The sequence below is a fragment of the Achromobacter xylosoxidans A8 genome, assembly GCF_000165835.1.
GTDB classification, from domain to species: Bacteria; Pseudomonadota; Gammaproteobacteria; order Burkholderiales; family Burkholderiaceae_B; genus Achromobacter; species Achromobacter xylosoxidans_B.
In genome coordinates this window covers 5,429,314-5,444,300 of the sequence record NC_014640.1, presented here as the reverse complement: position 1 = coordinate 5,444,300, position 14,987 = coordinate 5,429,314, and the positions used below count along the sequence as shown (strand labels likewise).

Here is a 14,987-nt window from a genome sequence, read left to right as displayed (position 1 = left end):
GAGAGATGATGCAACCCATCGTGATCGCCGTGGCTTGCAGCCCCGTGCACGGGTTCAGCAAGCCGGTCGTGCCGGCGATCATGCTGTTGAAGGGGTTGGGGGTGGAAGGCGACGCCCACCTGGGCGTGACGGTCAAGCACCGTTCGCGCGTCAAGGCAGACCCCACCCAGCCCAATCTGCGGCAGGTCCATCTGATCCACGGCGAGCTGCATGATGAACTGCAATTGGCCGGCTTCAACGTGGCCGAAGGCACCATGGGCGAGAACATCACCACCCGCGGCATCGATCTGCTGGGCCTGCCGCGCGGGGCGCGCCTGCATATCGGCGTGGACGCGGTGGTCGAGATCACCGGCCTGCGCAATCCTTGCTCGCAGCTCGACAACTACCAGCAGGGCCTGACCGCCGCCGTTTTGGGCCGCCATCCGGACGGCAGCCTGATGCGCCGCGCCGGCATCATGGGGGTCGTGATCGAAGGCGGGGCGGTGAGCGCGGGCGATCCGATCCGCGTGGCGCTGCCGGACTTGCCGCATCTGCCGCTGGAGCGCGTCTGATATCCGCAGAGGCAAGGGCAGTCTGTCGCAAAAACATCGCCGGCAGGCGCAGCCGGGAGGCCGCGCATCTGGTTAAATGGCGGGAAGGCGCGGCCGCGATTTCCGCGGCGCGCTGGCCCTTTTTCCGGAGTTCGCGATGGCACGATTCAATTTCACCCAGGATCCCGAGGAGCCCGATCTGTGGGCCGCGGAGAACGTCGCCGCCGGCAAGGGCCGTCCGCCCATTCACGTGATGGTCCAGACTGACGGCGAAGAACCCGACAGCAGCGCGTCCAAGGTGGTCAAGGCCATCATCGACGACCTCGACGACCAGATCCTGGCCGCAGCCGAGTTGCTGCTGGAAAACTATTCCTACGAGCACTACAAGAAGCTCGGCCTGGACGACAACCAGCTGCCCCAGGAAGAAACCGCCGAAGCCATGGCCCAACACGCCGTGCTGCGCGCGCTGTGGCTGTTCGACGAAGACGGCGACGGCTACGAGCTGTGGTTCACGCTGCCCTGGGACCCGGTGCATACCTACGACGTGGAATTCGAGGACGGCGCGCCCGTCTCGTGCTCGGTCAACGACTAAAGGGGTACAGGCCCTAGGGCCGTTGCTGGCGCTCCAGTTCGAACTTGGTCGCCTGGCTTTGCCCCAGCGAATCGTCGTAGCGGTAGAGCATCTTCAGGGACTTGCCCTTGCGCACGGTGTCGGCGGCGATGTTCTCAAGCACTACGTCGATCTCGCGGCCGACGAATTCGGTGCAATCGGTATCGGCGCGGGCGCCTTCGGGTATGTCCGCGTTCCTGACCTTCAGCCTGAACATCAGCTGCGTCAGTTCCGTGCCATCGGTGCGGAACTGACGCATCAGAACCGGCAGGTTGGCCACGGTACCGCCTAACTCGCAGGAAATGCGGGTCCAGGCGTATGAGGCGGGAGCGGCGGACATCAGGGCCGCGGCCGCCAGGGCGCAGCGCAGGCTTAAGCGTTTCATGGCATGAGAACTGAGCGTGGCGCCCATGCGCGCCGCGCCGGGATCGGGAGCGAAGGGTTTCTATGTTGCTCCCGGCCATGGCGCCGGTCAAGCTGGCGCAAGCCATAAAAAAAACGGGCCATGCGGCCCGTTTTTCATTGCCTGTTGCCTCAGGCGTTCTGGCTCGCGGTCTGGTCCGGGCGGGCTTTATCCGCAACGGCGGGCTCGCTTTCAGCCGCGTCCTCGCGATTGCCTTCCAGCTTGGAAATGACGGCGGTGGCCAGGCTGTTGCCGACCACGTTGGTGGCCGTGCGGCCCATGTCGAAGAACTGGTCGATGCCCATGATCAGCAGCAGGCCGGCTTCGGGCAGATGGAACATAGGCAGCGTCGCCGCGACCACCACGAGCGAGGCGCGCGCCACGCCGGCCATGCCTTTGCTGGTCACCATCAGCACCAGCAGCAGGGTCAGCTGCTGCGTAAAGCTCATCTGGATGTTGTAGGCCTGGGCGATGAACAGCACCGCGAAGGACTGGTACATCATCGAGCCGTCAAGGTTGAAGGAGTAGCCCAGCGGCAGGACGAAGCCCGAGATGCGCTTGGGCACGCCAAAGCGGGTCAGCGCTTCGATGGTCTTGGGGTAGGCCGATTCGCTGCTGGCCGTGGAGAACGCCAGCAGCGTGGGTTCCTTGATCAGGCCGCCCAGGCGGAAGGTGGACTTGCCCAGGAACAGGTAGCCCACGCCGAACAGGATGGCCCACAGCAGCGCCAGTCCCAGGTAGAACTCGCCTATCAGCTTGCCGTAGCTGACCAGCACGCCCAGGCCCTCGGTGGTGATGGCGGCGGCCATGGCGGCGAACACGCCGATGGGCGCGAAGCGCATCACGTAGTCCGTCACCCGGAACATGATCTTGGCCAGCTCGTCGATCAGGTTGTAGATGGTGTTGTGGCCCTTGCCGCGGATGAAGGACAGGGCGGCGCCGAAGAACAGCGAGAACACCAGGATCTGCAGGATCTCGTTGTTGGCCATGGCTTCGGCAATGCTGCGCGGGAACACGTGCGTGATGAAGGCCTTGAGCGTGAAATCGCCGGTCTTCAGGCCCGAAGTCAGGCCCGCGTCCGGCAGCGCCAGGTTCATGTGCGCGCCGGGCTGGAAGATGTTGACCAGCGCCAGGCCCAGCAGCAGCGACAGCGCCGAGGCGGCGATGAACCAGACCATGGCGCGCATGCCGATGCGGCCCACGGCGCTGGCGTCGCTCATGCTGGCCAGGCCGGTCACCAGGGTGGCGAAGACCAGCGGCGCGATGATCATCTTGATCATGCGCAGGAAGATGTCGGTGATGAGACTGAAGTACGAGGCAATTTGCGCCGCCTCCTTCTCGTTCTGCGCGTACCTGTGGCAGAAATAGCCCACCACGATGCCCAGCACCATGGCGATGCCGATATAACGCGTCAGCTTCTTAGTGTTCATGATCAAAACGGAAAACGGGGATCGTTTGCCTGGCCCGGGAAGGCGGGCGCGCCGGCATGGAGGCGGGCAAGAGGATCCGGAGACGGAATGCCAGGGCTGGCCGCGAGGCTCGGGTTTACCCTTGGGGCGCGATCTTAACGCCACGCACCTGACGCGCAGTTGTCAGGTCGGGGACGGATGAGGCGGTTTTCTTGGGGCGGCGGCGCAAGGCGGGCGATACCGAAGTTGTATCAATTTGGCACCGCTGCACTATCGCCCGCCGCCATGCCAGAATGGTCCAGTCCCGGCACCCGCAAGAGCGTGGCCGGGCGACGCGAACAACAGGCCCCCGCGTTGGGGCCGCACAAGGAGACCAGGCAATGCCGAAACGCGAATTGTCCGTGCTGGCGTCCGGATACACCTATCTGGAGGGGCTGCGCTGGCACGAGAACCGCTTGTGGGCGTCGGACTTCTACACCGAGCAGGTCATCGCCGTGGACCTGGGCGGCAAGGTCGAGCAGATCTGCCAGGTGCCGCAACAGCCGTCCGGGTTGGGCTGGCTGCCGGACGGCCGCCTGCTGATCGCGTCCATGAAGGACCGCAAGCTCCTGCGCCGCGAGGCCGACGGCGCGCTGGCCGTGCACGCCGACCTGTCGGCGCTGACGGGCGGGCCGGTCAACGACATGGTCGTGGACGCGCAGGGCAGGGCCTACGTGGGCAATTTCGGTTTTGACCTGATGGCCGGCGAGCCGGTCCGCAATACCGGCATCGTGCGCGTCGATCCCGACGGTTCCGTGCGGAAGGTGGCCGATGGCCTGTGCTTTCCCAATGGCTCGTTCATCACGCCGGACGGCAAGACCATGATCGTCAACGAAACCTTCGGCAACCGCATTTCCGAGTTCGACATCCTGGCCGACGGCGGCCTGGGTCCGCGCCGCGACTGGGCCGATTTCGGCCCCTTGCCGGCCAGCGGCGACCTGGGCGTGCTGATTGCGGCTTCCGCCATCGGGCCCGACGGTGGCGCGCTGGACGCGGAGGGGGCCTTGTGGGTGGCCGACGCCATCGGCAAGCGCATCGTGCGCGTGGCACGCGGCGGCAAGATCCTGGAGCAGATCGACACCGGAGAATTCGGCATTTTCGCCGCCGCCCTGGGTGGAGCGGACGGCCGGACCCTGTTCATGGCCGCCGCGCCCGATTTCATCGAAGCCAACCGGCGCGCCAGGCACGAAGGCCGGATCCTGATGACGCGGGTGGATGTCCCCCACGCCGGGCGGCCTTGAAATAGGCCAGCGCCTTGCCGCGGAGCCCTGGCGGCTCCGCCGCGCCCTCGGTCCTTCGGGGGAGTTGCAGGCCGGCCTGAGCCTTTCGTGCTCATCTGAATGGACCGGATACGGGCGGTTGCAAGACCTTTCGTCGAATCCCCCGTAAAATCACGCCATTCAGCAAGGCTTCAACCATCTTTCAATAGACAGTACTTAGGAGGACCACTCATGGCCCTAGTCTCCATGCGCCAGTTGCTCGACCACGCCGCCGAGCACGGTTACGGCATTCCCGCTTTCAACGTCAACAACCTGGAACAGGTCCAGGCCATCATGGAAGCCGCTGCGGAGACCGACAGCCCGGTGATCATGCAAGCCTCGGCCGGCGCGCGCAAGTACGCGGGCGAAGGCTTCCTGAAGTACCTGATCCAGGCCGCCGTGGAAACCTATCCGCACATCCCCGTGGTCATGCACCAGGACCACGGCCAGTCGCCCAAGATCTGCCAAGGCGCCATCGACCTGGGCTTCTCCAGCGTCATGATGGACGGTTCGCTCAAGGAAGACGGCAAGACCATCGCCGACTACGACTACAACGTGGAAGTGACCAAGAAGGTCGTGGACACCGCCCACAAGCTGGGCGTGACGGTCGAAGGCGAACTGGGCTGCCTGGGTTCCCTGGAAACCATGGAAGGCGACAAGGAAGACGGCCACGGCGCCGACGGCAAGCTGACCATGGACCAGCTGCTGACCGACCCGGAACAAGCCGCCGACTTCGTGCGCCGCACCCAGCTGGACGCCCTGGCCATCGCCATCGGCACCAGCCACGGCGCCTACAAGTTCACGCGCAAGCCCACCGGCGACATCCTGTCGATCTCCCGCATCAAGGAAATCCACGCCCGCCTGCCCAACACCCACCTGGTGATGCATGGCAGCTCCAGCGTGCCGCAGGAACTGCTGGCCGAGATCCGCGAATTCGGCGGCAACATGAAGGAAACCTACGGCGTGCCCGTCGAGGAAATCCAGGAAGCCATCAAGTACGGCGTGCGCAAGATCAATATCGACACCGATATCCGTCTGGCCATGACCGGCGCGATCCGCCGCTTCTTCGCCGAAAATCCGGAAAAGTTCGATCCGCGCGAATATCTGAAGCCGGCCCGCGCCGCCGCCAAGGCGATCTGTGTGGCTCGCTACACCGAGTTCGGCACCGCCGGCAACGCCAGCAAGATCAAGGCGCTGCCGCTGACCGAGATCGCCGCGCAATACGCGTCGGGCAAGCTGGCTCAAGTGGTGCAATAAGCATCCGCAGCAGGCGCGTGACGCCAAGGGCGTCCGGCGCCCAAGTGCAATAAAAGAGCGGTCCGCCCAGGCGGACCGCTCTTTTTTTCTGCGCCACGGACTATGGCGCAGGCGAATTTCGGGGGAAGTGCGGCACGCTGCGGTCCACGTGATGCCAGGATGGGGCCGAGTCGGTCCAGAGGCTGGCGCGGGCGTGGAACGCCTCCGGATCGTCCAGCGAGCCGGCCCGCACGATGTCATAGCCCATGCCCGCCGAATTGCCGAACAGCGGGGTGCCGCAGTCCGTACAGAAGCTGCGCATGACGGTATGGCCGGATTCGCCGCGGTAGCGGTGCTCCTTGGGACTGCCGCGCAACAGCGTGATGGAGCCAGTCGGGAAGATCAATGCATGGGCCGGGGCGCCGCCGCTGGAATACTGGCAGTCCCGGCAATGACAGGTCGCCGCCGTGATGGGTTCATCGGTGATGGCGTAGCGGACGGCGCCGCACTGGCAACCGCCTGTCAGGTGCACTTGCGCGTCGGCGTGGGCGCTGCGTTTGGGGGAAGCATCCTGCATACGACTCTGTCTCCGGGCTTGGGGTCAGCGCCGTGACGCCAGAGGCGGCCGGCGCGCATCATATAGGAGGCCAGAGCCTAACCCGGCCACCGGGCGGCGTCGAGGGGAGGCCCGGCAAAACCTGTCCATTTGCAGTAACCTATGCCCTTCGCAAGACCCGCGCGCGCTGCGCCGGCCTTGCCCGCGGTTCCCGGATTCCGTTCTACTTCCCGCCCTGGCGCCTGCCCGTGGCGGGAATCTTCATTATTGCCATAGGCCATTCCCGTGACTTCTGCTTTGCATCAATCCAGCATCAAGTCCTTGCCGCTGCTGGGCCGCGGTAAGGTGCGCGACATGTACGCGGTGGGCGACGACAAGTTGCTGATCGTCGCGTCGGATCGTATCTCCGCTTTCGACGTGATTCTTGACGACCCGATCCCCGGCAAGGGGCAGGTGCTGACCGAACTGACCGAGTTCTGGCTGCAGAAGCTGGCCCACATCCTGCCGAACCACTCCACCGGCATCAAGGCCGAAGACGTGGTGGCGCCGGATGAAGTCGACCAGGTGCGCGGCCGCGCCGTGGTGGTCAAGCGCTTGAAGCCCATCCTGGTGGAAGCGGTGGCCCGCGGCTACCTGATCGGCTCCGGCTGGAAGGACTATCAGGCCACCGGCGCCGTCTGCGGCATCAAGCTGCCCGCCGGCCTGCAGCAGGCCAGCCAGTTGCCCGAACCCATTTTCACGCCCGCCGCCAAGGCCGAATTCGGCATGCACGACGAGAACGTGGACTTCGCCCACGTGGTCAAGGAAGTCGGTCAGGAAATGGCCGAGCGCATCCGCGACGTGACTCTCAAGCTGTACGCCGAAGCCGCCAAGTTCGCGGCTACCAAGGGCATCATCATCGCCGACACCAAGTTCGAATTCGGCCTGGACGACGATGGCACGCTGTACCTGATGGACGAAGTGCTGACGCCCGATTCTTCGCGTTTCTGGCCGGCCGACGGCTACCGCGTGGGCATCAGCCCGCCCTCGTTCGACAAGCAGTTCGTGCGCGACTGGCTGGAAACCCAGACCTGGGACAAGACCCCGCCCGCGCCGCGCCTGCCGCAGGACGTGCTGGAAAAGACCGCCGCCAAGTACCGCGAAGCCCTGGACCGCCTGGTCGCCTGAACGCTGCCGGCCAAGGAAAGCCCGCTCCTAGTGCGATCCGGATTTGGAAAATCCGGATCGCACTTCGGTTTTGTGGGGCGGGGTTCTTGAGTCGCCGGCGTCCGGACTGCGGGATTCCGATGCTCGCCCGGTGGGCTGCGCTTCGGATCCCTCCGCCCGGCCACCGGCTCACGGCATCTGCCCATGAACGGGTCCGAACCAACGCATTGGCAATTTCCAGCCGAGGACCCCGGAGCCATCCGAAGCGCAGCCCCGCCGGGCGAGCATCGGAATGGCGCAGGGCAGCCTCGGCGGCTGAAGAACCCCGACATCCGCAAGCTCGAAGCCCTGCCGTTCCGCACTTCGGCTTTGTGAGGCGGGGTTCTTGAGTCGCCGCCGTCCGGACTGCGGGATTCCGATGCTCGCCCCAGTGGGGCTGCGCTTCGGATCCCTCCGCCCGGCCACCGGCTCACGGCATCTGCCCATGAACGAGGTCCAAAACCAACATATTGGGCGACTGTCAGCCGAGGACCCCGGAGCCATCCGAAGCGCAGCCCCACCGGGGCGAGCATCGGAATGGCGCAGGGCAGCCTCGGCGGCTTAAGAACCCCGACATCCGCAAGCTCGAAGCCCTGCCGCTCCGCTCCCTGGAAGTTGGATTGACGTCCAACTTCCAGGGGGCGGTTCAGATGGAGCGGGTTTTTTCGCCCCGAAAGCACCTGCCCTGCAAGTGTTATCAGGGCTTTCGATAAGATTTATTGCGAATTGTGACGTTATAATTCCAGGCTGCTTGCATGGGGACGTTCCCCAGAAAGGAGCTCCCAGCATGGTAATGATGTTGCCTTTCCTGACTGGCCTGATCGCGGTGTGGTTCGGCATGCTGGGCAGGCGCCGCCCCTGCGTGACCTTCTGGCTGCTGACGCTGGCGCTGTTCGCCGCCTGGTGCCAGTACCACATGACCAGCCCGCTGGCCTTGTCGTTCTGAGGGCGGGGCGATGATCTTCTCCCGCAATCCCGCGCGCGGCTCGCGCATCCTCAACGGCCTGGCGCTGCTGGGCATTACCGGCGCCCTGGGCATGGCCTTCTTCTGGCAGATCGCCTACGACGAGTTGCCTTGCCCGCTATGCCTGTTGCAGCGCGTGGCGCTGATGCTGGCCGGCATGGGCTTTCTGTTGAATATGCGCCTGGGTCCGTCGCCGCTGCACTACGCAATGAGCATTGCGGGCGCGCTGGGCGGCCTGCTGGCCTCGGGCCGGCAGGTGCTGCTGCACATTGCTCCTGGCGATCCGGGCTACGGTTCGCCGCTGCTCGGCCTGCACTTCTACACCTGGGCGTTCATTGCCTTCATCGCCATCATCGTGTTTTGCACGGTGATGCTGGCGGTCGACCGCAAGTGGGGCGACAACATGCTGCGCAAGCCGGTATCGGTGCTGGGCGTGCTGGTCATGGCCCTGTTTTTCCTGATGGCGCTGGCCAACGTCGGCAGCACCACGCTGGAATGCGGTTTCGGGCCTTGCCCGGACAACCCCACCAGCTACCAGTGGCTGAATTCCCCCTCCGCCACATAGCCCGGCGCCAGCGCCGGGTAAAATACCGGGTTTCGCGGCATCCGTCCGCGGTCCTTTGACTCTCCGCGGCCCTGCGCCGCGGTCTTCTACGACACCGGTTATGACAGCCAAGACTTCCGCAGCGGCAGAGGCCACCCCCGTGGTGGGCGTGATTATGGGTTCTTCCAGCGATTGGGAGGTCATGAAGCACGCGGTCACCATGCTGGAGGACTTCGGCGTGCCCCACGAGGCCCGCGTGATCTCCGCGCACCGCATGCCGCAGGACATGGCCGAGTATGGCGCCGAGGCGCATGCGCGCGGCCTGCGCGGCATCATCGCCGGCGCCGGCGGCGCGGCGCACCTGCCGGGCATGATGGCGGCGCTGACCGAAGTGCCGGTGTTCGGCGTGCCGGTCCCGTCCAAGTACCTGCGTGGCGAGGATTCGCTGCTGTCCATCGTGCAAATGCCCAAGGGCGTGCCCGTGGCCACGTTCGCGATCGGCGAAGCCGGCGCCGCCAATGCGGCGTTGCACCTGATCGCCACCCTGGCGGGCACGGATGCCGGCTTGCACAAGAAGCTGGTGGCGTTCCGCGCCCGCCAGACGCAAGCCGCGCGCGACATGAAGGTTCCGCCCGAGGCCTGATCAGAATGACTCAATCGACTGCTTTCATGATTGCTCCCGGCGGCTGGCTGGGATTGCTGGGCGGCGGCCAACTGGGCCGCATGTTCTGCCACGCGGCCCAGAGCCTGGGCTACAGGGTCGCGGTGCTGGATCCGGCCGCGGAATGCCCGGCGGGCATGGTGGCCGACCTGCATATCCAGGCGGCCTACGACGACGAGGCCGGGCTCGAGCGCCTGGCGCAGACCTGTCAGGCCGTGACCACCGAATTCGAGAACGTGCCCGCGGACAGCCTGCGCACGCTGGCCACGCGCTGCCGCGTCAGCCCGGCCGGAGATGCCGTGGCCATCGTGCAGGACCGCATCGCCGAAAAGACCTTCATCGCCTCGCAGGGCATCACTGTTGCGCCGCACGCCGCCATCCGCAGCGAAGCCGACCTGCGTGCCGCGCCGCAAGACCTGTTTCCCGGCATCCTGAAAGTCGCCCGCCTGGGCTATGACGGCAAGGGCCAGGCCCGCATCGGCACGCGCGAGGAAGCGCTGGCCGCCTTCGCCGAATTCGGCGGCGTGGCTTGCGTGCTGGAAGCGCTGATGCCGCTGGACTACGAAATCTCGGTGGTGCTGGCGCGCGGCTTCGACGGCGCGAGCGTGGTGTTTCCCGTGGCGCGCAACGTGCACCGCGACGGCATCCTGGCGGTGTCGACCGCCGCACCCGTGCAGCAGGACGCGGCCCACGCCGAACGGCAGGCCCGCGCCACGCAGGCCGCGCAAGCCATCGCCCAGGGTCTGGGCTATCACGGCGTGCTGTGCGTGGAATTCTTCGTGCTCAAGGACGGTAGCCTGATCGTCAACGAGATCGCGCCGCGTCCGCACAACAGCGGCCACTACACCATGGATGCCTGCCTGACGAGCCAGTTCGAACAGCAGGCGCGCGCCATGGCCGGCCTGCCTCTGGGCGGTTCCGACCTGCTGGCGCCTGCCGTCATGCTGAACATCCTGGGCGACATCTGGTATCCGTCGGCCACCGCCACCGCGCAACGCGAGCCCGACTGGGCTGCCGCGCTGGCCGTGCCTACGGCCAAACTGCACCTGTACGGCAAGCGCGAAGCGCGCCGCGGCCGCAAGATGGGCCACATCACGATCGTGGCGCCCACCCTGCAGCAGGCCCGCGACGACGCCGCCCGCGTGGCGGCGGCGCTGGGCATGCAGGCTCCCGAGTAAAGCGTGGCGACTCCATGACTTCCTTGCCCCCGACCGCTTCCGCCAGCGCCGCAGAGATCGCCCAAGCCGCGCAGCGCATGCTGGACGGCGAACTGGCCGCCTTCCCCACCGAGACCGTCTACGGCCTGGGTGCGGACGCGGAGAACCCGCAGGCAGTCGCCAAGATCTACGCCGCCAAGGGCCGGCCGTCCAACCATCCCGTCATCGTGCACATCGCGCCGCAAGGCGACCTGTCGTACTGGGCGGCGGAAGTGCCGCAAGAGGCGCGCCTGCTGATCGACGCCTTCTGGCCCGGTCCGCTCACGCTGATCCTCAAGCGCGCGCCGCACATCGTCGACACGGTCAGCGGCGGCCAGGACAGCATCGGCATCCGCTGCCCCTCGCATCCCGTGGCCCAGGCGTTGTTGGCGGCCTTTGCCGCCGGCAAGCCCAACGGGCAGGGCGGGGTCGCGGCGCCTTCGGCCAATAAGTTCGGCCAGGTGTCGCCGACGCGCGCCGAGCACGTGCGCAGCGAGTTCCCCGAGGAAGTCGCGGCCGGCATGCCGGTGCTGGAGGGCGGCGCTTCGGAAGTCGGCATTGAATCCACCATCCTGGATCTGTCGCGCCTGGACCGCGGCGCCGGCCCCGTGCTGCTGCGTCCCGGCCACATCAGCGCCGCGCAGATCGAAGCCGTGCTGGGCGTGCAGGTGTTCGCGCCCGACGCGGCCGCGCCGCGCGCCTCGGGCACGCTGAAGGCGCACTACGCGCCACGCACGGCGCTCGAGCTGGCCACCGACGCCCGTCTGCGCGACGTGGTGCAGGGGCAGGGCCTGCCAGAGGGCAAGGTGGTGGTGGTCGCCTACGGCGATCGTCCCGCTGCGCTCGATGCCCGGGTGCAATGGCAAGCCGTGCCCGCCGATCCGGCGCGCTATGCGCAGGCGCTCTACGGCCTGCTGCGCGACCTGGACCAGCAGGGCTATGCCCGCATCATCGTGCAGGCGCCGCCCGCCACCGACGACTGGCACGCCGTCAACGACCGAATCGGTCGCGCCGCCGCTGCCTTCACGCTGGATACGACGGATCTGTGAGGCTTGCGCCTCACGCCGCCAGAAACTCCCCGATCCGCTCCACCGCCTGCCGCAACGGCGGCAGGAACTCCTCCGTCAGCCGGTTCAGCGGCACCCGCGCCGCCTTGACGCTGACGTTGACCGCGCCGCAGGCCTTGCCGCTGGCCGAGCGCACGGCCACGGAAATGGCGCGCACATTCAGTTCCAGTTCCTGGTCGACGACCGCATAGTCCTGCTCGCGGATGCGGGCAAGTTCCGCGCGCAGCCCGTCTTCGGAGATGATGGTGAATTCCGTGTATGGCTGCAGCTCGGTCGCGGCGAAATAGCGCGCCAGCGCCGGTTCCGGCAGCTGCGCCAGCAGCACCCGCCCGATGGACGTGCAATAAGCCGGCAGCCTGCTGCCCAGCCCCATCGAGGTGGCCAGCAGGCGCGTGACTTCTGACCGCGCCAGATACAGCATTTCGTGGCCTTCCATGATGGCCAGGGCGCAGGTCTCGTTGATGGTGGCGCTGAGCTCTTCCAGCACCGGCTGCGCCAGCGAGACGAAGGGCGTGGACGAGAAGTAGGCGTAGCCCAGGCCCAGGATGCGCGGGGTCAGCACATAGAGCCTGCCGTGCTGCTCGGCGATGCCCAGCAGGATCAGGGTGTGCAGGCAGCGCTGCACCACGGCGCGCGGCAGGCCGGCGCGGCGGCTCAGTTCGGCCGCGGTCTGCGGATGGCGGCGGGTGCCGAAGGCGCGTATCACATGCAGGCCGCGCGCCAGCGTCAACATGTAGTCCGGATCGCCGCGCAACTGGTCGGGATGATCTTCCGCCGCGAGCGGCGCGGCATAGCCGGGCGGGGGAAGATTGGGCCGCATCAGGCTGCGCGCAATGGCGCGCCGGTGCGCGCCTGGAGGGCTGAGAGGGTCATGCCGTCGATCATATCCCGAACCAGCAGCCCGTCCGGCGTGACCTCGATCACGGCCAGGTCGGTATAGATGCGGTCCACCACGCCGGCGCCCGTCAGCGGATAGGTGCAGCGCTCGACGATCTTGGGTTCGCCGCTCTTGCTGTTGTGTTCCATCATGATGTAGACGCTGCGCGCGCCCACTGCCAGGTCCATCGCGCCGCCCACGGCCGGCGCCTCGCCCGGCTTGGCCAGCGACCAGTTGGCCAGGTCGCCGTTGGCGGCGACCTGCATGCCGCCCATGACGCAGATGTCCAGGTGGCCGCCGCGCATCATCGCGAACGAATCCGCGTGATGGAAGTAGGCGCCGCCGGCGAGCAGGGTCACGGGCTGCTTGCCGGCGTTGATCAAGTCCAGGTTGATATCGGCGTCGGCGGGCGGCGGTCCCATGCCCAGGATGCCGTTTTCGCTGTGCAGCACGATCTCGCGGCCGGCGGGCAGGTGCGCGGCCACCAGCACGGGCATGCCGATGCCCAGATTCACGTAGCTGCCGTCGGGGATGTCCTGGGCCAGGCGGCGCGCCATGGCCTCGCGGGTCAGGGGTTGGAACATGCGGATTCCTTCTGGTGTGAACGGGTCCTAGCTGGAGAAGGCGGCGTTGGCCACCTGGGTGACGCGCTGGACGAAGATGCCCGGCGTCACCACCGCCTCGGGCGAGAGCTCGCCCAGCGCAACCTTGGCGCGTACCTGCACGATGGCGGTCTTGGCCGCCATGCACATGACGGGGCCGAAGTTGCGCGCGCTCTTGTTGTAGGTGAGGTTGCCCCAGCGGTCGCCCAGATCGGCCTTCACCAGCGCGAAGTCGCCATGCAGGGGAAGCTCGAAGACATGGCCGCGGCCGTCGATCATGCGCGTCTCCTTGCCGCGCGCCAGTTCGGTGCCGTAGGCCGTGGGCGTATAGAACCCGCCCAGGCCGGCGCCGGCCGCCCGCAGGCGTTCGGCGATGGTGCCTTGCGGCACGCATTCCAGTTCGATGCGGCCCTGGCGGTAGAGCTCGTCGAAGACCCAGGAGTGCGAGGCCTTGGGAAACGAGCAGACCACCTTGCGCACGCGCCCGGCCTTGATCAGCGCGGCCAGGCCGGTCTCGTGGTTGCCAGCGTTGTTGCTGACCACGGTGAGATCGCGCGCGCCCTGCGCGATCAGGGCGTGGATCAGTTCCGTGGGCATGCCGGCGCCGCCGAAGCCGCTGATCAGCACGGTGGCGCCGTCGTGGATGTCCGCGACGGCGGACTCGGGCGTGTCGTAGAACTTGTCGATCATGGTGGGGCTCCGCGTTCAGTCCACGGTGATGCGCGCCTGCTTGATGATCCCGGCGTAGCGCGTCGAGTCCGTCTTCATCAGTTCCGCGAATTGCGCGGTGGTGCCGCTGGCCGGCAGGAAGCCCGCGTCCAGGAACTTCTGCTTGACGTCGGGTTCCTTGACGATTTCGCTGATCTCGCGCGCCATGCGTTCGATGATGGGCGCGGGCGTGCCGGCCGGCGCCATCAGTCCGGCCCAGGACCCGGTGACGAAACCGGGTAGGCCGGCTTCCTCCATGGTCGGGATCGAGGGTTCGGTGGGCCAGCGTTGCTTGCCGGTGAACGCCAGCGCCTTCAGCCGGTTCTGCTTGACGTATTGCATGGGCACGAGAATGGGGTCGAACACCATCGAGACCCTGCCGCCCAGCAGGTCGGCCAGGATGGGCGCGCTGCCCTTGTAGGCCACGTGCGTCATCGTGATCTTGCTTTGCAGCGCGAAGTCGGCGCCGGTCAGGTGCGCGCTGGAACCGTTGCCGCTGGAGGCATAGGTGAGCTTGTCCGGATTCTTGCGCGCATAGTCGACCAGCTCGGCCACCGTCTTCACCGGAATTTCTTCCGCCACGAACAGGAACAGGGGCAGGTCGGCCATCTGCACCACCGGCGTCAGGTCGGCCGGCTTGTAGCCCAGCTTGTACAGATGGAAATTGATGATGTAGGCCGGAAGGATGGAAAGAAAGGTGTAGCCATCCGCCTCCGCCTTGGCGGCGATGGCCGAGCCCACGCTGCTGTTGGCGCCGGGGCGGTTTTCGATGATGATGGTCTGCTTCAAGCGCGGGCCGAGCTTGTCCATCACGATGCGGGTAACGATGTCGGTCGAGCCGCCGGGCGTGTACGGCACGATGACCTTGATGGGCTTGCTGGGCCAATCATCGGCCGCATGGACGGCGCCGGCGGCCAGGCCTGCGGCCGCCAGGGCCGTGCCCAGCAGGGTCTTGAGGGTGCTGCGGCGGGACTGCAAGGTGCTTGCATGGGGCATGGGTTGGTCTCCTCCATGAATCGGCCGCTATCGGAAGCGCGGCCGTTATTTTTGAGAGATCGCGGCGCCGGCAGCGGCGGGCCCGGGACGCGAAAAAAGTATGGCACCAAGGCAAGCGCCGATCGCGGCCCGGCGGACGGATAAA

17 protein-coding genes are annotated in these 14,987 nt (G+C 66.7%); 10 read left to right on the top strand and 7 right to left on the bottom strand.

The annotated features are described in order from the left end of the window. The first annotated feature begins 8 nt into the window (after nt 1-8). Nucleotides 9-551 carry an MOSC domain-containing protein gene (locus AXYL_RS25100; protein ID WP_041656106.1) on the top strand — a complete coding sequence of 181 codons (543 nt, stop codon included), beginning with the start codon at nt 9-11 and terminating at the stop codon, nt 549-551. Between the two features lie 136 nt (nt 552-687). Then, nucleotides 688-1,122 carry a hypothetical protein gene (locus AXYL_RS25095; protein WP_013395680.1) on the top strand — a complete coding sequence of 145 codons (435 nt, stop codon included), beginning with the start codon at nt 688-690 and terminating at the stop codon, nt 1,120-1,122. Between the two features lie 13 nt (nt 1,123-1,135). Here AXYL_RS25095 and AXYL_RS25090 read toward each other — a convergent pair whose 3' ends face one another. Together AXYL_RS25090 and AXYL_RS25085 are read right to left on the bottom strand one after the other, a co-directional pair. Beyond that, nucleotides 1,136-1,525: a hypothetical protein gene (locus AXYL_RS25090; RefSeq protein WP_041656102.1), complete on the bottom strand. Its 390-nt coding sequence runs from the start codon at nt 1,523-1,525 to the stop codon at nt 1,136-1,138. Between the two features lie 149 nt (nt 1,526-1,674). Beyond that, nucleotides 1,675-2,973, bottom strand: a complete 1,299-nt coding sequence (locus tag AXYL_RS25085; RefSeq protein WP_041656100.1) for a dicarboxylate/amino acid:cation symporter — start codon at nt 2,971-2,973, stop codon at nt 1,675-1,677. A 359-nt stretch (nt 2,974-3,332) separates the two neighbouring features. Between AXYL_RS25085 and AXYL_RS25080 the strand changes: the two genes are divergently transcribed. Together AXYL_RS25080 and fba are read left to right on the top strand one after the other, a co-directional pair. Next, complete coding sequence (locus tag AXYL_RS25080) at nt 3,333-4,232, top strand: SMP-30/gluconolactonase/LRE family protein (protein ID WP_013395677.1); 900 nt, start codon at nt 3,333-3,335, stop codon at nt 4,230-4,232. Nucleotides 4,233-4,442: 210 nt separating this feature from the next. Continuing rightward, on the top strand, nt 4,443-5,507 hold the full coding sequence (gene fba, locus AXYL_RS25075; protein WP_013395676.1) for a class II fructose-bisphosphate aldolase: 1,065 nt from the start codon (nt 4,443-4,445) through the stop codon (nt 5,505-5,507). A 100-nt stretch (nt 5,508-5,607) separates the two neighbouring features. Here fba and AXYL_RS25070 read toward each other — a convergent pair whose 3' ends face one another. Next, nucleotides 5,608-6,063, bottom strand: coding sequence for a GFA family protein (locus AXYL_RS25070; protein WP_013395675.1), 456 nt, complete (start codon nt 6,061-6,063; stop codon nt 5,608-5,610). A gap of 264 nt (nt 6,064-6,327) precedes the next feature. Here AXYL_RS25070 and AXYL_RS25065 point away from each other — a divergent pair, with 264 nt between their 5' ends. The 6 genes from AXYL_RS25065 (at nt 6,328) to AXYL_RS25040 (ending at nt 11,641) form a co-directional block, all read left to right on the top strand. Further along, the gene (locus AXYL_RS25065; protein ID WP_013395674.1) at nt 6,328-7,209 is read left to right on the top strand and encodes a phosphoribosylaminoimidazolesuccinocarboxamide synthase; all 882 of its coding nucleotides are present in this window, start codon (nt 6,328-6,330) and stop codon (nt 7,207-7,209) included. Nucleotides 7,210-8,014: 805 nt separating this feature from the next. Beyond that, nucleotides 8,015-8,173, top strand: coding sequence for a DUF5993 family protein (locus tag AXYL_RS35160; RefSeq protein ID WP_013395673.1), 159 nt, complete (start codon nt 8,015-8,017; stop codon nt 8,171-8,173). A 10-nt stretch (nt 8,174-8,183) separates the two neighbouring features. Beyond that, nucleotides 8,184-8,756: a disulfide bond formation protein B gene (locus AXYL_RS25055; RefSeq protein ID WP_013395672.1), complete on the top strand. Its 573-nt coding sequence runs from the start codon at nt 8,184-8,186 to the stop codon at nt 8,754-8,756. Between the two features lie 100 nt (nt 8,757-8,856). Continuing rightward, complete coding sequence (gene purE, locus AXYL_RS25050) at nt 8,857-9,378, top strand: 5-(carboxyamino)imidazole ribonucleotide mutase (protein WP_013395671.1); 522 nt, start codon at nt 8,857-8,859, stop codon at nt 9,376-9,378. Between the two features lie 5 nt (nt 9,379-9,383). Continuing rightward, nucleotides 9,384-10,574: a 5-(carboxyamino)imidazole ribonucleotide synthase gene (locus AXYL_RS25045; RefSeq protein ID WP_013395670.1), complete on the top strand. Its 1,191-nt coding sequence runs from the start codon at nt 9,384-9,386 to the stop codon at nt 10,572-10,574. Nucleotides 10,575-10,588: 14 nt separating this feature from the next. Next, a complete protein-coding gene (locus AXYL_RS25040; RefSeq protein WP_013395669.1) occupies nt 10,589-11,641 on the top strand; it encodes an L-threonylcarbamoyladenylate synthase in 1,053 nt (350 codons plus the stop codon). Between the two features lie 10 nt (nt 11,642-11,651). Here the strand turns inward: AXYL_RS25040 and AXYL_RS25035 are convergent, their stop codons facing one another. From AXYL_RS25035 to AXYL_RS25020, 4 genes are read right to left on the bottom strand one after another with little or no spacing between them, the layout of a single operon-like run. Beyond that, nucleotides 11,652-12,479, bottom strand: coding sequence for an IclR family transcriptional regulator C-terminal domain-containing protein (locus AXYL_RS25035; protein WP_013395668.1), 828 nt, complete (start codon nt 12,477-12,479; stop codon nt 11,652-11,654). Beyond that, nucleotides 12,479-13,120 (bottom strand): 3-oxoacid CoA-transferase subunit B, encoded by a 642-nt coding sequence (locus tag AXYL_RS25030; protein ID WP_013395667.1) that lies wholly within the window; start codon nt 13,118-13,120, stop codon nt 12,479-12,481. The genes AXYL_RS25035 and AXYL_RS25030 overlap by 1 nt, the downstream gene beginning before the upstream one ends. 27 nt (nt 13,121-13,147) lie before the next feature. Beyond that, on the bottom strand, nt 13,148-13,828 hold the full coding sequence (locus AXYL_RS25025) for a 3-oxoacid CoA-transferase subunit A (RefSeq protein ID WP_013395666.1): 681 nt from the start codon (nt 13,826-13,828) through the stop codon (nt 13,148-13,150). Between the two features lie 15 nt (nt 13,829-13,843). Then, complete coding sequence (locus tag AXYL_RS25020; protein ID WP_013395665.1) at nt 13,844-14,842, bottom strand: Bug family tripartite tricarboxylate transporter substrate binding protein; 999 nt, start codon at nt 14,840-14,842, stop codon at nt 13,844-13,846. Nucleotides 14,843-14,987 lie beyond the last annotated feature (145 nt).